Raw genomic sequence first — 18515 nt, 5'->3', positions numbered from 1 at the left:
TCTACCCCACCAGCGTCGACCTCGGCGGCCACCAAGTCCCCTCCTGGCGCGGCATCCCCATCCTCCCCTGCAACAAAATCCCCGTCACCGACACCCGCACCAGCTCCATCATGCTGATGCGCACCGGCGAACAAGTCCAAGGCGTCGTCGGGCTGCACCAAACCGGACTCCCCGACGAATACCAACCCGGACTCAACGTGCGGTTCATGGGCATCAACGAACAAGCCGTCATGTCCTACCTCGTCTCCGCCTACTACTCCGCCGCCGTCCTCGTCCCCGACGCCCTCGCCGTCCTCGAAAACGCCGAAATCGGCCGGGAGGGATGATGCCCGAACCGGTTACACCGCCCCGCGAACCCGACGCACCCGGCCGCCCGCCCGCGTTGCCCGCCTCGGCGTTCGGGCCGACCGGCCTGGGCACGGCGGCGGCCCGGGTCGCACCGCGCACCCGCGGCACTCGCCCACCCGAAGCCGCTTCGCCGTGACAGGAATGGCCACGGTGGCACCCCTGAACCCGAAGTTCGTGAAGGCCACCTTCAGGAAGTACAAGTTCCTCAAGGTGGCCTTCACGAACTTTCCGGGTCAGTGGACGCCCCGAGCGGCCCGCGTGTCACCCACCCTCGCCGGCGGCCCGGCTGGCAGGATCGCCGCATGGAACGTGTGCTCGGAATCGGCGGGTACTTCATCCGCGCGGCGGACCCCGCGGCCCTGGCTGCCTGGTACCGCGACTGCCTCGGCCTCGACACCGACGAAAACGGCCTCTGGACGCAGCAACCCGGCCCGACCGTCTTCGCGCCGTTCGAGGCCGCGACCGACTACTTCGGCTCCGAAACGCAGCAGACCATGCTCAACTTCCGGGTCCGCGATCTGGACGCCATGCTCGCCCAGCTCCGTGCCCGCGGCGCCGACGTGGCCGACGACGTCCAGGAGATGGCCGGGGTCGGCCGTTTCGGCTGGGTCACCGACCCCGAGGGCCACCGGGTCGAACTCTGGCAGCCCGCCTAAAGCACGAACCCCGTCGGGAACGGGTCGTCCGGGTCGAGCAGGTACGTCGCGGTGCCGGTGATCCAGGCCCGGCCGGAGAACTCCGGCACCACCGCCGGCACGCCGCCCACCGTGGTCTCGGCCACCAGCTCGCCCGTGAACGTCGTGCCGATGAACGACGAGTTCTCGAACGGCGTGTGCAGCGGCAGCTCGCCGCGCGCGTGCAGCTGCGCCATCCGGGCGGACGTTCCCGTGCCGCATGGTGACCGGTCGAACCAGCCCGGGTGGATCGCCATCGCGTTCCGCGACGCCCGCGCGTCCGAACCCGGCGCGAGGAACTGGACGTGCTTGCAGCCGCCGATCAACGGGTCTTCCGGGTGCTTCGGCGGCCGCTGCTCGTCGATCGCGGCCATGATCGCCAGGCCGGCGTCCAGGATCCGGTCCTTCTGCGCCCGGTCGAACGCGATGTCCAGCTGGGACAGCTCCAGGATGGCGTAGAAGTTGCCGCCGTAGGCCAGGTCGTAGCGGACCGATCCCAGGCCGGGCACGGAAACCACGGCGTCGCGCTCGGCGAGGAACGAAGCGACGTTGCGCAGCTTGACCCGGGTGGCCCGCCCGTCGTGGACGGTGACCTCGACGTGCACCAGCCCGGCCGGGGTGTCCAGGCGGACCACCGTCGTCGGCTCGGTCACCTCGACCATGCCCGTCTCCACCAGCACCGTCGCCACGCCGATCGTGCCGTGGCCGCACATCGGCAGGCAGCCCGACACCTCGATGTACACCACTCCCCAGTCCGCGTCCTCGCGGCAGGGCGGCTGCAGGATCGCGCCGCTCATCGCGGAGTGGCCGCGCGGTTCGTTCATCAGGAACTGCCGCAGGTGGTCCAGGTGCGCCATGAAGTAGCGGCGGCGCTCGGCCATCGTGGCGCCCGGGATCGGGGCGACGCCACCGGTCACCACCCGGGTCGGCATGCCCTCGGTGTGCGAGTCGACCGCCGTGATCGCGCGCGAAGAGCGCATCTACGCCACCCCCAGCGCCGCGAGCGCGCGGCCCATGTCCGCGCGGACCTGCTCGCGGTGGACCTCCGACAGCGGGCCCCGCGGCGGACGGCACGGCCCGCCGCGACGGCCCACCAGGTCCATGCCGAGCTTGATCGCCTGGACGAACTCGGTGCGCGAATCCCAGCGGAACGCGGCCACCAGCGGTTCGTAGAGCGCCCTGGCCTCCTCGAGCTTGCCGGCCGTGGCGAGTTCGAACAGGCGCGCCGACTCGGCCGGGAACACGTTGGGGAACCCGGCGAACCAGCCGGTGGCCCCCATCAGCAGGCTTTCCAGGACGACGTCGTCGGCGCCGCCGATCACGGCCAGCTCCGGTGCCCGCTCGCGGATCTCCAGCACCCGGCGGACGTCGCCGGAGAACTCCTTGACGGCCACGACGTTGTCGATCTGCGCGATCTCGGCCAGCAGGTCCGGCGTGAGGTCGACCTTGGTGTCGAACGGGTTGTTGTAGACCATCACCGGCAGCCCGGCCGAGGCCACCGCCTCGAAGTGGGCGAGCACCTCGCCGCGGTTGGCGCGGTAGAGCGTCGGCGGCAGGCACAGCACGCCGTCCGCGCCGTCTTCGGCCGCCGCCTCGGCCCAGTACCGGGCCTGGTGCGCACCGGGGCCGTGGACACCGACGACGACGATCCCGTCGGTCCCGACGGCTTCGATCGCGGTGCGGGCGACCCGGCGGCGTTCGTCGTCGGTGAGCGAGGAGTACTCGCCGAGGGAGCCGTTCGGGCCGACCCCGCGGCAGCCGTTTTCGACGAGCCACCGGCAGTGTTCGGCGTAGGCGTCGTAGTCGACGGCCAGCCCGGCCGGCGCGGCGTCGTCGGCCCGGTAGGGCAACGCGGCCGCGACGACCACGCCCCCGAGGTCGCGGGTGGTCATGGAAACTCCTTCGGATCGGCGAGCTCGCCCAGGCGGATCGGCTGGGCGATCGGACGGTGGTGCCGCTCGACGCCCCCGCACAGTTCGGCGACGGCGGGGCCGCACATCCGGCCCTGGCACGGGCCGAGGCCGGCGCGGGTGCCGAGCTTGAGCGCGTGCTGGCCGGGTGCGACCGGATTCGCGGCGGCGGTCTTCAGGTCGCCGCAGGTGGTTTCCTCGCAGCGGCAGACGACGGTGTCCTCGCGCAGCCAGTCCGGCCACGCCGCGCCGATCGGGTGGGCGGCGGCCAGGCGGCGGGCGAACGCGCGGGCGTGATCACGCCGCCTGAGCAGGGCACGGCCCGGCGTCCTCCCGGCGGCGGCCCACCCGGCGACCGCGCCTTCCGCCGCGGCGGCGCCCGAACCGCCGATGCCGGTGAGCTCCCCCGCGGCGAACACCCCGGTGACGCTGGTGCGCTGGTCGTCGCCGACCCGGACGAACCCGCCGTCGAGGATGCAGCCGGCCGCGACGGCCAGCTCGGGTTGCGGCACGAAGCCGTGTCCGACGCAGAGGGCGTCGACCTCGTAGGTGCGTTCGGTGCCGGGGACGACCGACCAGTCCGCGCGGACGCGCGCGGTGACGGCTTCGCGGACCCGGTCTTCGCCGCGGGCTTCGATCACCGCCCGGCCCATCCGGTACGGCACGCGGTGCCGGGCCAGCGTGCCGGCGTAACGAACCAGTTCGTTCATCTTGCCGACGTGCCCGGCCGCGCGCCAGGACCATCCACTGAGGACAGTGCGGGCCGGGTTCGCCTCCAGGACGGCGAGGAGCTCGGCGCCGACGGCCACCAGAGACGCCGCGACCGGCAGCAGGAACGGCCCGGCCCCGGCGACGAGCACCCGCCGCCCGGCGGCGACCCGCTCCCCCTTGGCCAGTGCCTGCGCGGCGCCCGCGGTGAAGACGCCGGGCATCTGCCAGCCGGGGAACGGCAGCACGCGGTCGTGCGCGCCGGTGGCCAGGACCAGCGCATCGGGTTCGAGGGTGCAGCGCCGCCGGTTCGTCCCGTCGACCGGGCCGCGCAGGACGTGGACCCGCTTGCCTTCCAGGGCCCACACCGTGCTTTCCGGCCACCACCTGCACCGGTCCAGGAGCGCGGCGAACCGGTGCGAGGCGCCCCGGTGGTACTGCCCGCCCGGCGCGTCCGCCTGGTCCAGGACGGTGACGTCGGCCCCGGCGGCGAGCGCGTGTTCGGCCGCCGCGAGCCCGGCCGGCCCGGCACCGACGATGACGACGTGCGTCACGCGCCCTCCTCCCGCGACTGGGTCCGGATCTCGTCGCCGTCGGCGGCGCGGCGGCGGCAGGCACGGACGTCGGGGACGCCGTTGACGGTGAGCACGCAGTCGAAGCAGGCGCCGATCCCGCAGAAGACACCCCGCGGCGCGCCGGACCGCGTGGTGCGCCAGGACAGCCGGCCGGCGGCGAGGAGGACCCCGGCGACGGTCTGCCCGGCGAGCCCGGCCACGGGTTCGCCGTCGACGGTGATCGCGATCGGCCGCGCGCTCACGCCGGCACCGCCGGCCGGGCCACCCGGAACTCCTCCACCGGCATCGACGGTGGTGCCCCGGTCAGCAGTTCGCGCAGCAGCCGGGCCGTTCCGACGCTCAAGCCGATCCCCGCCCCTTCGTGTCCGGTGGCGTGCCACAGGTTTCCGAGCCGGAAGTCCTCGCCCAGCACCGGAAGGTGGTCGTCGACGTACGGCCGGAACCCGCCGTACGCGCGCATCACCGCGGCGTCGGCCAGGGCGGGGAAGAGCCGGACCGCCTTGGCCGCGATCGCGCCCAGCACGTCCGGCCGGATCGTGTCGTCGAAACCGACCCGGCGCCGGGACGAGCCGATCAGGACCGTGCCGCCCCAGGTCGACTCGACCACCGCCGACGTCTGCAGTTCGCCGCTGCCCGTGCCGACCGCGCCGACGTAGTCCGCGTCGTAGACCTTGTGCCGCACCACGCCGGGCATCGGCGTGGTCACCAGGACTTCGCCGCGCCGGGGGCGGACCGCGATCGGTGCTTCCAGCCGGGCCGACAGTTCCCCCGCCCACGGCCCCGCCGCGTTCACCACGACGTCCGCCTCGATCAGTTCGCCTGCCACGTGCACCCCGGTGATCCGGCCGCCCCACGTCCGGGCGCCGGTGACCTCGGCCCCGGTGCGCAGCCGGGCGCCGTGGCGCAGCGCCGAACCCAGCAGGGCGAGCGCGGCGGCGGCCGGCTGCACCTGGGCGTCCTCGGGGTAGCGGACGGCGGCGGTCAGCTCCCGGGTCAGCGCGGGCTCGGCGGCCGCGACGTCCGCCGCGTCGAGCCGCTCGATGCGGACCCCGGCCGCGGCCTGGGCCTCGGCGAACGCGAGGAGCGCGGCGGCCCCGGCCTCGGTGGTGGCCACGACGATCCCGCCCTTCGGGTCGAACTCCGTCGCGGCCGCCGCGCGCGGGTCGGCGTCGGCGATTTCGGCCAGCACCTGCGGCCACAACCGGGCCGACAGTTGCGCGAGCGCGAGTTCGGCGCCCGGTCCCTTGTCGGAAACCAGGAGATTGCCTTCGCCGTGCGACGTGGTGCCGCCCGCGGGCCGGCCGCGCTCGAGGACCAGGACGTCGAAACCGGCCATGGCGAGTTCCCGCGCGCACGCCGCGCCGACGATCCCGGCGCCGATCACCACCACCCGCGTTCGGTTCATCGACCCTCCAGCGTTCGGTATAGCGAACGATAGGATGCCAGCGGGACGGGTGTCAATCAGCCAGGACGGGATGCGGACGGCCGTCGAGCCGTTCGCCGGTGCGGTACTGCAGCAGGAGGACCGACTGCACGGGCCCGTCCGGCGCGGTGTAGGTGTGCGGCTCGCGGGCGTCGAACGCGACGTAGTCGCCGGGCCCGAGGTCGACGGTCCGGCCGGCGACCTCGACCCGCAGCCGGCCGGCCTGCACGACGGTGTGCTCGACCCCGACGTGCCCCTGCGAGCGCTGCGGCGCGTCCCCGCGGACAACCTGGTCGTAGACCTCGAAAACGCTGTTGTCGGCTTCGATCCGGCGCAGCGGCCGCAGGTCCACGCCCTCGCCGCGGAGTACCTCGACCTCGGCGGCCCGCACGACGGTCAGTCCCCCGCGCGGCCGGTGGTCGAGCAGGTCGGAGATCGCCACTTCCAGAACCCGGGACAGGCTGAACACGGTCTCGATGGTCGGGTTGCCGGTGCCGCCCTCGAGCTGGGACAGCGTCGCCTTGCCGATGCCCGACCGCCGGGACAGCTCGGACAGCGACAGGCCGCGTGCCGCCCGCGCGGCGCGGAGGTTGACCGCCAGCATGTCGCGGATCGACGGGTCGCCGTCGTTCGGTAAAGCGTCCATCAGCGGCGCCCTTCGTTCGGTTTGCCGATCGGGCCAGGCGTCATGATGCCACGCCTCCGCTAGTTTTGACCGGTGACGCAGTCGATCCTCGCGCTGGCCGATGTGGCCACGCCCATGGCCATCCGGGTAGCGGCGACGCTCGGTCTCGCGAAACACCCGGAAGGGACGGCCGCCGAGTTGGCTTCGGCGACGGGCACTGCGCCGTCGGCGCTGGCGTGCCTGCTCGACCACCTCGTCACGGCCGGCGTCTTCGCGTTCGACGCGGAGTCCGGCCGCTACCGGCCCACGGAGCTGGGCGCGCAGCTGCGTGACGACGACACCCACCGGCTGCTCGACATCCGCTCCGCCGGCGGCCGCGCCGAACTCGCCTTCGCCGACCTCCTGGGCACGATCACCACCGGCGCCCCCGCCTACGACCACCGGTACGGCCGCGACTTCTGGACCGACATCGACGCGGAACCGCGGCTGCGGCGCTCGTTCGACGCCCAGATGAACTGGCGGTTCCGGGTGCAGGCACCGCAGATCGCCGAGCGCTTCGACTGAAGCCGCTTCCCTCGCATCGTCGACGTCGGCGGCGGGGACGGCCTCGTGCTCGCGGAGATCCTGCGCACGCACCCGGCGGTGCGCGGCGAGGTGCTGGACCTGGCACCCTCGGCGGCCGCGGCGGCGGAGCGGTTCGCGGCGGCGGGGCTCGCCGACCGGGCGGGAGCGGTGCCCGGCAGCTTCTTCGACCCGCTGCCGCCGGGAGCGGACGCGTACGTGCTGTCCGACGGCCGCACAGCCCTGGAGTTCGGCGCGGCCTCGGCACGCCCACGCCTCCCGTCGTGAGTGGTAATTAGGGTTCTAACCCGACTTACCACTCACGACCAGCCGCGGCAGAGGGTCGGGCCGCTACCTCGTGTACGTCAGGCAGTTCGCCGCGTGGCCGCCGGAGCCGGGGCCGACGCGGATGCTGTCCGCCGTGCACTCCAACGACGAGTTGTGGCTGCAGTCCGTCCGGGAACACGCGCCGACCTGGGCCACTACCCGGTCCAAGCCGCCCTTCGTGTTGAGCGGGACGAACGTTCCGCAGTCCGCCGAACCGTTGCCGCCGCCGACGGTGATGGCGAAGGCGTGGCAGCCGTCGTGGTTGTAGGAACAGCCGCTGACCGTGCACTCGTGCACAGCCGGCATTTCGGTGGTGGTCATCCGCTCTCCTGGTTCCGTGGTGGGAAAACAGTCGGTTCCCCGACGCTCCCACCCGGAACCAGGCCCCGCAACGGACGCGGCCACGGCCGGGTGAGCCGACCCGCCCGGCCGGGTGACAAAGGCCCCCGATCGAGCTCAGGACCTCAGTTCGTGAGCGTGTTCGGGTCGCTCGTGCTCGGCCGCCCGGTCTCGACGTGCCCCGCCAGCCGGCGCAGGAAGCGCGGATCGCGGTCCGAAACGACCGAGACGTCGTACCAGTTGCCGCTGCGCCGCGTGTCCACCACCTCGACCACCCGCGCGCCCGGCCGCAGGAGCCGCGACGTAGAGCGCCGGCCGTAGGCGTCGGTCAGCGTGAGCCGCACCGGGACCGGGCCGCTGTTGGTCAGGACCAGCGCCAGGTTGCCGCTGCGTCCCTCCGGGCGGGCACTCACCTCGGGCCCGGCCAGTGCGCCGCCGCGGAACGTCCGGACGAAGCCGTTCGGCCCGTGCGCGGTGTAGTCGTAACCCCCGGAGACGGGCAGCACGGCGGACAGGGAGCAGCCGGCGCCCGTGGTGTAGGTCCGCGGGTCGCCCCCGGGCGAGGTGACGGAGAAGGTCGCGCCCGCCCGGCCCTGGTTGCCGAACGTCAGGTTCAGCGCCGCCCCCACCTTGGCGTCGGCGGCCAGGTCGTACGGCAGCGCCCGCGCCGGCCGCAGCCCGGGCTCCTGCTTCGGCAGCACGGCGTGGGCCGGGACGGCGGGCACGTAGTCCGGGTGCCGCACGCGGTCCGGTGGCTCGTAGCCCGCGGTGTCCGGCAGGGCGGGCACCCGCGCGTCGGTCCGGGCGAAGTCGAACGCCGAGGTCAGGTCACCGCACACCGACCGGCGCCAGGGCGAGATGTTCGGCTCGTGCACGCCGAACCGCCGTTCGACGAACCGGATGATCGACGTGTGGTCGAACGTCTCCGAGCACACGTAGCCGCCCTTGCTCCACGGCGACACCACCAACATCGGCACGCGCTGGCCGAGCCCGTACGGGCCGGCCGGGTTCGCCGCCGAACCGGCGAAGATCTCCCCCGTCGTATCCACAGTGGACTGTCCGGCCGTCGCGTACGGCGGGACGACGTGGTCGAAGAAGCCGTCGTTCTCGTCGTAGGTGATGAACAGCGCGGTCTTGCTCCACACCTCCGGGTTCGCGGTGAGCGCGTCGAGGACCTGCGCGATGTACCAGGCGCCGTAGTTCACCGGCCAGTTCGGGTGCTCGCAGAACGCCTCCGGCGCGGTGATCCACGAGACCTGCGGCAGCGTTCCGGCCTTGACGTCCGCGCGCAGCCGGTCGAAGTAGCCCTCGCCCGCCTTGGCGTTCGTGCCCGTGCGGGCCTTTTCGTACAGGGCGTCGCCGGGCTTGGCGTTGCGGTAGGAGTCGAAGTACAGCAGCGAGTTGTCGCCGTAGTTGCCGCGGTAGGCGTCTTCGATCCAGCCCCAGCCGCCGGCGGCGTCGAGGCCGTCGCCGACGTCCTGGTAGATCTTCCACGACACGCCCGCCTTTTCGAGGCGCTCGGGGTAGGTCGTCCAGGAATAACCCTTTTCGTCGTTGCCGAGGACCGGTCCGCCGCCCTTGCCGTCGTTGCCCGTGTAGCCGGTCCACATGTAGTAGCGGTTCGGGTCGGTCGAGCCCATGAACGAGCAGTGGTAGGCGTCGCAGATGGTGAACGAGTCGGCGAGGGCGTAGTGGAACGGGATGTCCTCGCGGGTCAGGTACGCCATCGTGGTCGAGCCCTTCGCGGGCACCCACTTGTCGTAGCGGCCCGCGTTCCACGCCGCGTGCGTGTCGTTCCAGCCGTGCGGGAGGTCCTGGATGAACTGCAGGCCCAGGTTGTCCGCTTCGGGACGGAACGGCAGGATGTCGCGCTTGCCGTCCGACTGCGCCCAGACGGACTTCCCGTTGGCCAGCGTCACCGGCCGCGGGTCGCCGAAGCCACGGACCCCGCGCAGCGTGCCGAAGTAGTGGTCGAACGACCGGTTTTCCTGCATCAGCACCACGACGTGCTCGACGTCCCGCAGCGTCCCGGTGCGGTGGAACGCGGGGATTTCCGCCGCGCGGGCGATGCTGGTGGACAGCGCGGAAAGGGCGGCGGTACCGCCGGCCAGCTGCAGAAACCGTCGTCGGTTGACGTCCGTCATGGGGACTCCGGGGGTGTCGTGGTGGCGAGCCGGGTCAGTATGGGCGGCGAAGAGCGAACCTGTCCCGGGACCGAGGCTAACGCCGGGCGAAACCCTGGTTAACGCCTGCGAGCGGACAGGCCCGGGACAGAGATGCTGACAGAGATGTTGACAGAAATACGGAAGTACGTACTAATGTAGTGCTTCACTATGAATGACGTATCCAACTTCGCCCGGGACGCGGACGACCGGCTCTACTCCCCCGAGGTCCGCAGCGCGCTGGCCGGCTTCACCCTCGGTGAAGACACCGGCGCGCTCGAAGCCGCGGCCGCCGTCCGCACCGCCGCGCGCAGCCTCGAGGGGCTGCGGTCGCGGGGCACCGACAGCCGCGGCCTCAGCCCCGGCGCCCTCGACATCCTGATCCGGCTCGCCACCGGCGGGGCGAACATCAAGGACCTCGCTGCCTCCGCCGGCGTGAGCTCCCGGAACGTGACCGGCCTGGTCGACACCCTGGAACGCGCCGGGCTCGCCGAGCGCGTCCCCGACCCGGGCGACCGGCGGGCGGTGCAGGTCCGGATCACCGCGGAGGGCCGGTCCTGGCTGGACGAGTTCCGCCGGCCGTCGCAGCTGGCCATGGCCGCGCTGTTCCGGGGGTTCACCGCCGCCGAGACGACCCAGCTGCGGCACCTGTGCCTGCGGCTGGCCGAGAACCAGCACCACCTCGCCCGCTACCTGGAGGACCGATGACCGCACAGACCAGAGAAACCGTCCAGGCCTACCACCGTGCCCGCTTCGGCGGCGACGTGACGGCGGCGGCCGCGCAGCTGGCCGGCACGTTCACCTTCCGCAGTCCGCTGATCGCCTCCGCCGACGCCCGCGGCCACCTCGACGGGCTGGCGGGGTTCGTCGGGATCGTCACCGGCGTGGAGATGATCAGCGAGCTCTACGGCGACACGGAGGCCACGCTCGTCTACGACGTGCACACCGCCACCCCGGTCGGTGTCCAGCACACCGCCGAGCACTTCCGGCTGCGCGACGGGAAGATCGAGGCCATCACCCTGATCTTCGACGCGACGCGCTGGCACCCGCTGATGGCGGCCGTGCAGCGGTGACGCCGGCCGGTCCGGCTGCGAACGTGAGGCCCGCCTCCGCTCAGCGGAGGTCCGAGGGGGGTCGACCTGCGAGCGGAGACGGGAGTTCGAGGCCGGTACGGAGGGCCGCCTCGCGGCGGAAGGCTCAACACGGCTCCAGCCGAACTGGTATTCCGTGAAGGCAAGGGGTGAGGCCCGGGGGCACCGCCGTACCGACACTCTGTACAACGTCTTGCCCTCGCTGGTGTTCCGGACCGCGAGCGTGACGTGCGTCGCTCAGCCGGCCGCCGCGGGTTCGGCAGGCCGGCGCGTCCGGACCGCCCAGCGGGTCAACGCCGGCACCGGTGCGACGGCCGCGAGGAACACCGCCGCGATCACCAGCCAGCCGGGGCCGCCGAGACCGCCGACGGCGAGGGTGAACACGCCGGGCCCCACCATCTGCACGGTGGCCGTGGCCGCTTCGGTCGCGCCTTGGTAGGCGCCCTTGGCGTCTTCGCGCATCAGCCGCACCGAGAGGCCCCAGTTGGCGGCCACGTACCCCAGTTCCCCGACGACGTGCAGCACCGCGGCCAGCCCCACCACCGCGACGGCGGCCGCTCCCGAGCCGCCGGACGTCGTCGCGAGCAGCACACAGCTGGCCGCGAGCACCACCCCGGACACCACCGCCGTTCTCGCGGCCTGACCCGCCGTGCGCGCGAACCGCGCGAACGGCACCTGGAACACCGCGATCCCCACCGAGCTGAGCACGACCACGACACCGCCCAGCCCGAGCGGCAGGTGGGTCCGGCCGGACAGCCACAGCGGCAATCCGGCCGACAACATGGCCCAGCACAGCGAAAGCACGGCCGTGGCCGCGGTGAGGCACAGGTACGGCCGGTCCTTCAGCACCACCCGGGTCGCCTTTTCCGGAGTCCGGTTCGCCGGGTGCGGCGCGGGAACCAGGAGGGTCGCGCCGGCGAGGACCAGGAAGCTGACGGCGTTGCCGGCGATGGCCAGCGTGTAGGCCCACCGGGCGTCGGCGGTCAGCACCAGGGCGCCGAGCCCGGCACCGGCGGCGTACCCGACGTGCTGGGCCACCCGCTGCTGCGCCAGCACGCGCACCCGCTCGGCGGGTTCGGTGACCAGTGCCGTGATGAGCGCCGTCCGCACCGCGGTCCCGCCGGTGGCCAAGGCGGTGAAGGGCACGGTCACGGCCAGGAACGACCAGGTGCCGCCGACCGCGAGGTAGCCGGCCATCGCCGCGGCCCGCACCAGCGTGAGCACGACCAGCACCGGCCGCGCACCCACCCGGTCCGCGAAGGCGCCCAGCGGCACGGCGGCGGCCATGCCCACGGCGCTCGCGACGGCCAGTCCGGCGCCCACCGTGACCGGCGGGAGCCCGGCGATCCGGGTGAGGTACAGCGCCCAGATCGTGAACCAGAGGCCGTCGCCGAGCGCGGAAACCCCGCGACCCCAGAGGAGACTCCGCAGTCCGGTCATGCAACCACCCTTCACGAGAACGTGAAGGGTATGCCCCGTTCGGGCCACCCGCAATCATCATTCACGTACTCATGAAACGTGCTAGGCTCGCGCGCGTCGAAGGGAGAGTTATGGGCGGACTGGTCGATGCGGGCAACGCCGTCCAGGGCGCGATCGTCGACCTGACCCGTGAACTGGCCGATCCGGTGCGGCTCACGGCCCTCCAGGTGCTGGCGGCGGAAGGCCCGCACACGATGGTGCAACTGGCCGACGCGCTCGGGGTGACCGCGCCCCGGCTGGGCAACCACCTGGCCCGGCTGCGGGCCGCCGGGCTGGTGACGGTCGAGCACACCGGACGGCACGCCGTGTACCGCGTCGGCCGCGAGGACCTCCTGGGCGTGCTCACCGCGCTCGCGCGCTACGCGGGCAGGGACGGCATCACCCCGCCGGACCGCGCCGAGTCGGCCGCGGACCTCGCGCACACGTGTTACGACCACGCGGCCGGACGCCTCGGCATCGCGGTGTTCGCCCTGCTCGTCTCCCGTGGGGCGTTGCGGCCGCCGGACGGTTCCGCCCCCGATGTGGCTCTCGGCGACGACCTGTCGGCGTTCCGGGACCTGGGCGTCACCCCGGCGGAGGTCGATCCCGGCCGGCGGCGGCCGGCCACCGCCTGCCTGGACCGGACGCACCGCGTCCCCCACCTCGGCGGCGTCCTCGGCCACGAGGTCCTGACGGCGTTCCTGGCCGACGGCCTGGTCCGCCGCGGCACGGAAGACCGCGAGCTGCGGATCACCCCACGCGGCCGCCGCCGGTTCGGTGCCCTGCTGCCGGGGTTCTGACCCTCAGCGGCGGCCGGAGCGGGTCGCCGCGAGGTACTCGCGGTTGAGCGTCGCGATGCTCGCGAACGGGATCCCCTTCGGGCACGACGCCACGCACTCCCCCGTGTTCGTGCAGCCGCCGAAGCCCTCCGCGTCCATCGCGTCCACCATGTCGAGCACCCGGCTCGCACGCTCCGGGCCGCCCTGCGGCAGCAGGCTCAGGTGGGTCACCTTCGCCGCCGTGAACAACGTGGCCGACCCGTTCGGGCACGCCGCCACGCAGGCACCGCAGCCGATGCACGTCGCGTTGTCGAAGGCCAGGTCCGCGTCCGGTTTGGGGACCGGGGTCGCGTGTGCGTCCGGTGCGCTGCCCGTCGGGGCGCTGACGTACCCGCCGGCCTGGACGATCCGGTCGAGCGCCGAGCGGTCGACGACCAGGTCCTTGATGATCGGGAAGCCCTTGGCGCGCCATGGTTCCACGTCGATGACGTCGCCGTCGGCGAAGGAGCGCAGGTGCCGCTGGCACGAGGTGGTGCGCTCGGGACCGTGCGCCCGGCCGTTGATCACCACGCCGCACGAGCCGCAGATGCCCTCGCGGCAGTCGTGGTCGAACGCCACCGGCTCGTCGCCGGCTTCGATCAGCCGCTGGTTCAGCACGTCCAGCAGTTCGAGGAACGACATGTCCGGGCTGACGCCGTCGACCGGGTAGGCGACCAGCCGGCCTTCGGCGGCCGGTCCGGCCTGCCGCCAGACGCGGACGGTGAGTTTCATGTGTAGCTCCGCTGGGTCGGGTGGACGTGCTCGAAGACCAGTTCCTCGCGGTGCAGCACCGGCTCGGCGCCGTACTCCCACGCGGCGACGTACGCGAAGTTCTCGTCGTCCCGCAACGCCTCCCCCGACGACGTCTGGTGCTCCTCGCGGAAGTGCCCGCCGCACGATTCCTCGCGGGCGAGCGCGTCGACGAGCATGAGCTCGGCGAGCTCCAGGAAGTCCGCGACGCGGTTCGCCTTCTCCAGCTCCTGGTTGAACTCCGCGCCGCCGCCCGGGATCCGGACGTCGCGCCAGAACTCCGCCCGCAGTTCAGGCACCCGCTCGAGGGCCTTGCGCAGGCCTTCGCGGGTGCGGGACATCCCGCAGTGGTCCCACATCAGCAGGCCGAGCTCGCGGTGGAACGAGTCGACCGACCGCGTGCCCCGGATCGCCAGGAGGCGGGAGATCCGGTCGCGCACCCCGGCCTCCACGTCGAGGATCGCGGACGCGGGGACGTCGTCGAGCCGCGTGCCGCCGAGGTAGTCGTTCACCGTCGCGGGCAGCACGAAGTAGCCGTCGGCGAGGCCCTGCATGAGCGCCGACGCGCCGAGCCGGTTGGCGCCGTGGTCGGAGAAGTTCGCCTCGCCGATCACGAACAGCCCGGGGATCGTGCTCTGCAGGTCGTAGTCCACCCAGAGCCCGCCCATCGTGTAGTGGATGGCCGGGTAGATCCGCATCGGCACCGCGTACGGGTCTTCCGCGGTGATGCGCTGGTACATGTCGAAGAGGTTGCCGTAGCGGGCTTCGATCGCCGGCCGGCCGAGCCGCGCGATCGCGTCGGCGAAGTCGAGGTATACGCCGAGGCCGCCGGGGCCGACGCCGAACCCGGCGTCGCACACGTTCTTCGCCGCCCGCGACGCGATGTCGCGCGGCACGAGGTTGCCGAAGCTCGGGTACCGGCGTTCGAGGTAGTAGTCGCGTTCGTCCTCGGGGATCTCGCTCGGCGGCCGCGGGTCGCCCTTGCGCTTCGGCACCCAGATGCGGCCGTCGTTGCGCAGCGACTCGCTCATCAGCGTCAGCTTCGACTGGTGCTCGCCCGACCGCGGGATGCACGTGGGGTGGATCTGGGTGAAGCACGGGTTGGCGAAGTAGGCGCCGCGCTTGTGCGCCCGCCAGATCGCGGTGGCGTTGGAGCCCTTCGCGTTGGTCGACAGGTAAAAGACGTTGCCGTACCCGCCGGTCGCGAGCACGACGGCGTCCGCGAGGTGCGTGGTGATCTCGCCGGTGACCAGGTCGCGCGCGACGATGCCGCGGGCCCGGCCATCGACGACGACCAGGTCGAGCATCTCGGTGCGCGCGTGCAGCTCGACGTTCCCGGCGTCGATCTGCCGGGACAAGGCCTGGTACGCGCCGATCAGCAGCTGCTGGCCCGTCTGGCCACGCGCGTAGAACGTGCGCTGCACCTGCACGCCGCCGAAGGACCGGGTGTCCAGCAGGCCGCCGTACTCGCGGGCGAACGGGACGCCCTGGGCCACGGCCTGGTCGATGATCTGCGCCGACACCTGGGCCAGCCGGTACACATTGGACTCGCGGGACCGGAAGTCGCCGGCCTTCACCGTGTCGTGGAAGAGCCGATACACCGAATCGCCGTCGTTGCGGTAGTTCTTCGCCGCGTTGATGCCACCCTGGGCGGCGACGGAGTGTGCGCGTCGCGGCGAGTCCTGGAAGCAGAACTGGACGACGTGGTAGCCCTGCTCGGCCAGCGTCGCGCCGGCCGAACCGCCGGCCAGCCCGGTGCCCACGACGATCACCCGGTGCCGTCGCCGGTTCGCCGGGTTCACCAGCTTCGCGGCGAACTTCCGCTCGTCCCAGCGGTTTTCGAGGGGAACGGCGGGGGCCTTGGTGTCGGCGATCGGGTCGCCGACGCGGTAGCCGGACATCAGTGCACCAGTCCCGTCATGATCGCGACCGGGACGAGGGCGTAGCCGCCCGCGACCACGACCGCCGTCGTGCTGCCGAAGATCCGGATCGCCCGCTCCCGCCGCGGGCGGGTGACGCCCAGCGTGCGTGCCGCACTCGCGAAGCCGTGGTGGATGTGCAGCCCCAGCATCGCCAAGGCGAGGAGGTAGATCAGGTTGACCCACCAGACCTGGAAGTCCGCGACGAGGTTGTGGTACGGGTCGCCGGGGACGAAGTCCCTGTTCACCGTGCCGACGGTGAAGTCGAGCAGGTGCCAGACGACGAACACCGCGAGCGTCGCGCCGCCCCAGCGCATCGTCCGCACCGCGAAGGTGGCCCGCGCCGGCTGCCGGTGGACGTACCGGACCGGCCGGGCGCGGCGGTCGCGCCGGGCCAGCTGCACCGCCGCGGTGACGTGCAGGACCAGCGCGGCGAGCAGGACCGCGCGCTGGAGCCAGAGGAACCATTCGCGGCGCAGCACCGGTTCGCCGATCGTGCGCAGCCAGCCGGCGTAGTGGTTGAGCTCGTCGGCGCCCAGGAACGTCTTGAGGTTGCCGACCATGTGCGCGAACACGAAGGCGAGCAGCAGCAGGCCGCTCACCGCCATGACGGCTTTCTTGCCGATCGTCGATGCCCAGAAGCGCCGGACGGCCGAGGGTCGCCTTGTCGCGGGGGCCAGGTCAGTCACCACCCACTCGACGTTAGGAGCGCATCAGTCAGAGGTCAAAGACATCATGGCTCTGTCCTCCATAGGCAACAGCTATCGTGGGTTCATGCAGTTCCACCAGCTCGCCTACTTCGTCGCCGTCGCCGAGCACCGGCACTTCACCCGCGCCGCCGAGCAGATGCGCGTGGCCCAGCCGTCGCTGTCCCAGCAGATCCGTGCGCTCGAACACGACCTGGGCGCCCCGCTGTTCCACCGGATCCGCGGCAACGTCTCCCTCACCGAGGCCGGCGAGACCCTGCTGCCGATCGCCCGGCGGATCCTCGCCGACACCGAAACCGCCCGGCTGGCCATCCGGGAACTGGCCGAGCTCGACCGCGGCCGCGTCCGGCTGGGCGCGCCGCCGAGCCTGTGCACCGGCCTGCTGCCCGCGATGCTCGCGGCGTTCCGCCGCCGGTACCCCGGCATCCAGCTGGAGCTGCACGAAAGCGGGTCGGGCGACCTGCGGCAGCGGCTGGCCGAAGGCGCGCTGGACCTGGCGTTGCTGGCGGGCGCCCGGACGACAGCCGACGCCGGCCTGACGGCGACGCCGTTGCTGCTCGAGGAACTGGTGGTGATCACCGCCCCGGACGCCCCGGTCGCCCACACGGGCACCCGCCTCGGCATCCACGACCTCGCCGACGTCCCGCTGGTGATGTTCCGCCGCGGCTACGACGTCCGGGAAGCCACCGTCAACGCCTGCCGCGCCGCCGGCTTCGAACCGTCGTTCGCCATCGAAGGCGGCGAGATGGACGCGGTGCTGGAACTGGTGCGCGCCGGTGTGGGCGCCGCGGTGGTCCCGAGCACGGTGGCCGGCGACCGGTTCCTGATGACCCGGTTCACCCCCGGCGCGGGCATGACCCGCGTGGTGCAGCTGGCCCACCGCGCGGACCTGGAACCGACCCGGGCGGTGCGCGCGCTGAGGTCGGCGATCGCCGGGTTCGTCGCCGACCCGGCCCGCCGGGCGAGCCTGCCGGCGGGCATCGAGTCCCTGGTGGACGACGTCAGCTGAGGCCGAACCGCCCGGCGAAGGCCGCCATCTCGTCCCGCCGGCGGCCGGGTTCCACCGTGCCGGGCGTCACGACGATGCGGGTCACCCCTTGCCGGGCCAGCTCCTCGACGTCCTCTGTGGACATGTCGAACGTCCCCCAGCGCGTGTACTGCAGGCTTTCCGGATCGCTCGCGGTGGCCCCGGCGAGCTCGAACTGGCGGCGGCGCTCGTCCGCCGTGAGCATGCCGCCGGGGAAGAACCCGTCACCGCGCCGCCCCGCCCGGCGGGCCGCGGCCGCGCTCGATCCGCCGACGTGGATCGGCAGCTCGCGGACTCCCACCGGTTTCGGGAAGCTGCAGACCCCCTCGAAGGAAAAGAACTCGCCCGCGAAGGAGACTCCCTCTTCGCCACCTGCCCACAGCAGCCGCAGGACGTCGATGGCCTCGTCCGCCCGCCGGCCGCGGGTGGCGAAGTCGACGCCCGCCGCCCGGGCCTCGCCGGGCAGCGCGCCGACCCCGACCGTGAGCAGCCGCATGCGACCGCCGGACAGCACGTCGACCGTCGCCAGCCGCTTGGCCAGCACCACCGGGTGGTGGTAGGGCAGCAGCAGGACGCCGGTTCCCAGCAGGATGCGGCTCGTGACGGCGGCGACGAAGCTGAGGCACTCCAGCGGATCCGCGTACGGCAGCGACGGCGGCAGCGCCATCGGCCCGATCTTCGCGCCCGGGTACAGCGCGATGTGTTCCGGCAGGTACAACGACTCGAACCCGCACTCCTCCGCGTCCCGGGCGAACCCCGCGATCGTCTCCGGGTCTGTTCCGAAAAAGGGCGTGCTGTAACTGATTCCGAACTTCACCCCCGAGAAGCTAGACGTTGACGCCGACGTCAAGGCAACACCCAAGCCGAGCGGATCCCGGCCGTAACCGGCGTGATCCAAGCCGGAACTCGCGTGACGGCGGGCGTGCCGGTCAGGCGCCGTCGACCGGCCCCGGCGGCAGGAAGACCTTTGGTCCGGGCGCTAGTACTACAGGGACACTTGTGTGCGTGACCTGGGGAAACAAGGTCACCGTGTGCCGTGGCTGGCGGTCGTGAGTGGTAATTCGGCCAGCGAGTTGGTGACGTCGCGCGTGTC

General features: G+C 72.6%; 21 protein-coding genes and 1 pseudogene. 9 read left to right on the top strand and 13 right to left on the bottom strand.

All coding sequences use genetic code 11. From position 1 onward, the window contains the following. From ACLJQF_RS48435 to ACLJQF_RS48425, 3 genes and pseudogenes are all read left to right on the top strand, one after another. Positions 1-326 (top strand): annotated as a pseudogene (locus ACLJQF_RS48435) (Crp/Fnr family transcriptional regulator); the annotation flags it as partial. Continuing rightward, complete coding sequence (locus ACLJQF_RS48430; protein ID WP_410617419.1) at positions 326-484, top strand: hypothetical protein; 159 nt, start codon at positions 326-328, stop codon at positions 482-484. The pseudogene ACLJQF_RS48435 and the gene ACLJQF_RS48430, both read left to right, overlap by 1 nt. A 166-nt stretch (positions 485-650) precedes the next feature. Continuing rightward, entirely contained in the window at positions 651-1004 is a 354-nt protein-coding gene (locus ACLJQF_RS48425) for a VOC family protein (RefSeq protein WP_410617418.1), read from the top strand. On the opposite strand, the gene ACLJQF_RS48420 is transcribed toward ACLJQF_RS48425, so the two are convergent. From ACLJQF_RS48420 to ACLJQF_RS48395, 6 genes are read right to left on the bottom strand one after another with little or no spacing between them, the layout of a single operon-like run. After that, on the bottom strand, positions 1001-2002 hold the full coding sequence (locus tag ACLJQF_RS48420; RefSeq protein WP_410617416.1) for a proline racemase family protein: 1002 nt from the start codon (positions 2000-2002) through the stop codon (positions 1001-1003). The genes ACLJQF_RS48425 and ACLJQF_RS48420 overlap by 4 nt on opposite strands. Then, on the bottom strand, positions 2003-2914 hold the full coding sequence (locus ACLJQF_RS48415; protein WP_410617415.1) for a dihydrodipicolinate synthase family protein: 912 nt from the start codon (positions 2912-2914) through the stop codon (positions 2003-2005). Next, a complete protein-coding gene (locus ACLJQF_RS48410) occupies positions 2911-4194 on the bottom strand; it encodes an NAD(P)/FAD-dependent oxidoreductase (protein WP_410617413.1) in 1284 nt (427 codons plus the stop codon). The genes ACLJQF_RS48415 and ACLJQF_RS48410 overlap by 4 nt, the downstream gene beginning before the upstream one ends. Further along, positions 4191-4457 (bottom strand): (2Fe-2S)-binding protein, encoded by a 267-nt coding sequence (locus ACLJQF_RS48405; RefSeq protein WP_410617411.1) that lies wholly within the window; start codon positions 4455-4457, stop codon positions 4191-4193. The genes ACLJQF_RS48410 and ACLJQF_RS48405 overlap by 4 nt, the downstream gene beginning before the upstream one ends. Next, positions 4454-5620, bottom strand: a complete 1167-nt coding sequence (locus tag ACLJQF_RS48400) for an NAD(P)/FAD-dependent oxidoreductase (RefSeq protein WP_410617409.1) — start codon at positions 5618-5620, stop codon at positions 4454-4456. The genes ACLJQF_RS48405 and ACLJQF_RS48400 overlap by 4 nt, the downstream gene beginning before the upstream one ends. 52 nt (positions 5621-5672) lie before the next feature. Then, the gene (locus ACLJQF_RS48395; RefSeq protein ID WP_410617408.1) at positions 5673-6284 is read right to left on the bottom strand and encodes a helix-turn-helix domain-containing protein; all 612 of its coding nucleotides are present in this window, start codon (positions 6282-6284) and stop codon (positions 5673-5675) included. Positions 6285-6356: 72 nt separating this feature from the next. Between ACLJQF_RS48395 and ACLJQF_RS48390 the strand changes: the two genes are divergently transcribed. Both ACLJQF_RS48390 and ACLJQF_RS48385 read left to right on the top strand, forming a co-directional pair. Then, on the top strand, positions 6357-6827 hold the full coding sequence (locus ACLJQF_RS48390; protein ID WP_410617407.1) for a hypothetical protein: 471 nt from the start codon (positions 6357-6359) through the stop codon (positions 6825-6827). A 15-nt stretch (positions 6828-6842) separates the two neighbouring features. Continuing rightward, entirely contained in the window at positions 6843-7112 is a 270-nt protein-coding gene (locus tag ACLJQF_RS48385; protein ID WP_410617420.1) for a methyltransferase, read from the top strand. 63 nt (positions 7113-7175) lie between these two features. Here the strand turns inward: ACLJQF_RS48385 and ACLJQF_RS48380 are convergent, their stop codons facing one another. Further along, complete coding sequence (locus tag ACLJQF_RS48380; RefSeq protein ID WP_410617405.1) at positions 7176-7472, bottom strand: DUF1540 domain-containing protein; 297 nt, start codon at positions 7470-7472, stop codon at positions 7176-7178. Positions 7473-7615: 143 nt separating this feature from the next. After that, on the bottom strand, positions 7616-9634 hold the full coding sequence (locus ACLJQF_RS48375; RefSeq protein ID WP_410617403.1) for a phosphocholine-specific phospholipase C: 2019 nt from the start codon (positions 9632-9634) through the stop codon (positions 7616-7618). Positions 9635-9823: 189 nt separating this feature from the next. On the opposite strand from ACLJQF_RS48375, the gene ACLJQF_RS48370 reads away from it, so the two are divergent. Both ACLJQF_RS48370 and ACLJQF_RS48365 read left to right on the top strand, forming a co-directional pair. After that, on the top strand, positions 9824-10360 hold the full coding sequence (locus tag ACLJQF_RS48370) for a MarR family winged helix-turn-helix transcriptional regulator (RefSeq protein WP_410617402.1): 537 nt from the start codon (positions 9824-9826) through the stop codon (positions 10358-10360). Next, positions 10357-10725: a hypothetical protein gene (locus tag ACLJQF_RS48365; RefSeq protein ID WP_410617400.1), complete on the top strand. Its 369-nt coding sequence runs from the start codon at positions 10357-10359 to the stop codon at positions 10723-10725. The genes ACLJQF_RS48370 and ACLJQF_RS48365 overlap by 4 nt, the downstream gene beginning before the upstream one ends. Before the next feature lie 255 nt (positions 10726-10980). On the opposite strand, the gene ACLJQF_RS48360 is transcribed toward ACLJQF_RS48365, so the two are convergent. Further along, positions 10981-12183 carry an MFS transporter gene (locus ACLJQF_RS48360; protein WP_410617399.1) on the bottom strand — a complete coding sequence of 401 codons (1203 nt, stop codon included), beginning with the start codon at positions 12181-12183 and terminating at the stop codon, positions 10981-10983. A 110-nt stretch (positions 12184-12293) separates the two neighbouring features. Between ACLJQF_RS48360 and ACLJQF_RS48355 the strand changes: the two genes are divergently transcribed. Next, positions 12294-13001: an ArsR/SmtB family transcription factor gene (locus tag ACLJQF_RS48355; protein ID WP_410617397.1), complete on the top strand. Its 708-nt coding sequence runs from the start codon at positions 12294-12296 to the stop codon at positions 12999-13001. Positions 13002-13004: 3 nt separating this feature from the next. Here the strand turns inward: ACLJQF_RS48355 and ACLJQF_RS48350 are convergent, their stop codons facing one another. From ACLJQF_RS48350 to ACLJQF_RS48340, 3 genes are read right to left on the bottom strand one after another with little or no spacing between them, the layout of a single operon-like run. Beyond that, a complete protein-coding gene (locus ACLJQF_RS48350; RefSeq protein ID WP_410617395.1) occupies positions 13005-13751 on the bottom strand; it encodes a succinate dehydrogenase/fumarate reductase iron-sulfur subunit in 747 nt (248 codons plus the stop codon). Beyond that, entirely contained in the window at positions 13748-15670 is a 1923-nt protein-coding gene (locus ACLJQF_RS48345) for a fumarate reductase/succinate dehydrogenase flavoprotein subunit (RefSeq protein WP_410617393.1), read from the bottom strand. The genes ACLJQF_RS48350 and ACLJQF_RS48345 overlap by 4 nt, the downstream gene beginning before the upstream one ends. Continuing rightward, complete coding sequence (locus ACLJQF_RS48340; RefSeq protein ID WP_410617392.1) at positions 15670-16380, bottom strand: succinate dehydrogenase cytochrome b subunit; 711 nt, start codon at positions 16378-16380, stop codon at positions 15670-15672. Before ACLJQF_RS48340 ends, ACLJQF_RS48345 begins: the two co-directional genes overlap by 1 nt. 82 nt (positions 16381-16462) lie before the next feature. Here ACLJQF_RS48340 and ACLJQF_RS48335 point away from each other — a divergent pair, with 82 nt between their 5' ends. Continuing rightward, positions 16463-17404 (top strand): LysR family transcriptional regulator, encoded by a 942-nt coding sequence (locus tag ACLJQF_RS48335; protein ID WP_410617391.1) that lies wholly within the window; start codon positions 16463-16465, stop codon positions 17402-17404. Here the strand turns inward: ACLJQF_RS48335 and ACLJQF_RS48330 are convergent. Further along, positions 17397-18239 carry a TIGR03619 family F420-dependent LLM class oxidoreductase gene (locus ACLJQF_RS48330; protein ID WP_410617389.1) on the bottom strand — a complete coding sequence of 281 codons (843 nt, stop codon included), beginning with the start codon at positions 18237-18239 and terminating at the stop codon, positions 17397-17399. The two genes, ACLJQF_RS48335 and ACLJQF_RS48330, sit on opposite strands and share 8 nt — an antisense overlap. Positions 18240-18515: the final 276 nt, after the last annotated feature.

Source organism: Amycolatopsis sp. lyj-109, assembly GCF_046548995.1.
GTDB lineage: Bacteria > Actinomycetota > Actinomycetes > Mycobacteriales > Pseudonocardiaceae > Amycolatopsis.
Note: the sequence above shows the minus strand (reverse complement) of the source record. Positions and strands in the feature narration are given on the sequence as shown.

Coding starts and splice junctions, on each gene's coding strand:
- ACLJQF_RS48415 (WP_410617415.1), bottom strand. CDS start 2,914: ATGACCACCCGCGACCTCGGGGGCGTGGTCGTCGCGGCCGCGTTGCCC.
- ACLJQF_RS48360 (WP_410617399.1), bottom strand. CDS start 12,183: ATGACCGGACTGCGGAGTCTCCTCTGGGGTCGCGGGGTTTCCGCGCTC.
- ACLJQF_RS48370 (WP_410617402.1), top strand. CDS start 9,824: ATGAATGACGTATCCAACTTCGCCCGGGACGCGGACGACCGGCTCTAC.
- ACLJQF_RS48365 (WP_410617400.1), top strand. CDS start 10,357: ATGACCGCACAGACCAGAGAAACCGTCCAGGCCTACCACCGTGCCCGC.
- ACLJQF_RS48345 (WP_410617393.1), bottom strand. CDS start 15,670: ATGTCCGGCTACCGCGTCGGCGACCCGATCGCCGACACCAAGGCCCCC.
- ACLJQF_RS48395 (WP_410617408.1), bottom strand. CDS start 6,284: ATGGACGCTTTACCGAACGACGGCGACCCGTCGATCCGCGACATGCTG.
- ACLJQF_RS48335 (WP_410617391.1), top strand. CDS start 16,463: ATGCAGTTCCACCAGCTCGCCTACTTCGTCGCCGTCGCCGAGCACCGG.
- ACLJQF_RS48355 (WP_410617397.1), top strand. CDS start 12,294: ATGGGCGGACTGGTCGATGCGGGCAACGCCGTCCAGGGCGCGATCGTC.
- ACLJQF_RS48420 (WP_410617416.1), bottom strand. CDS start 2,002: ATGCGCTCTTCGCGCGCGATCACGGCGGTCGACTCGCACACCGAGGGC.
- ACLJQF_RS48380 (WP_410617405.1), bottom strand. CDS start 7,472: ATGACCACCACCGAAATGCCGGCTGTGCACGAGTGCACGGTCAGCGGC.
- ACLJQF_RS48375 (WP_410617403.1), bottom strand. CDS start 9,634: ATGACGGACGTCAACCGACGACGGTTTCTGCAGCTGGCCGGCGGTACC.
- ACLJQF_RS48350 (WP_410617395.1), bottom strand. CDS start 13,751: ATGAAACTCACCGTCCGCGTCTGGCGGCAGGCCGGACCGGCCGCCGAA.
- ACLJQF_RS48425 (WP_410617418.1), top strand. CDS start 651: ATGGAACGTGTGCTCGGAATCGGCGGGTACTTCATCCGCGCGGCGGAC.
- ACLJQF_RS48400 (WP_410617409.1), bottom strand. CDS start 5,620: ATGAACCGAACGCGGGTGGTGGTGATCGGCGCCGGGATCGTCGGCGCG.
- ACLJQF_RS48430 (WP_410617419.1), top strand. CDS start 326: ATGCCCGAACCGGTTACACCGCCCCGCGAACCCGACGCACCCGGCCGC.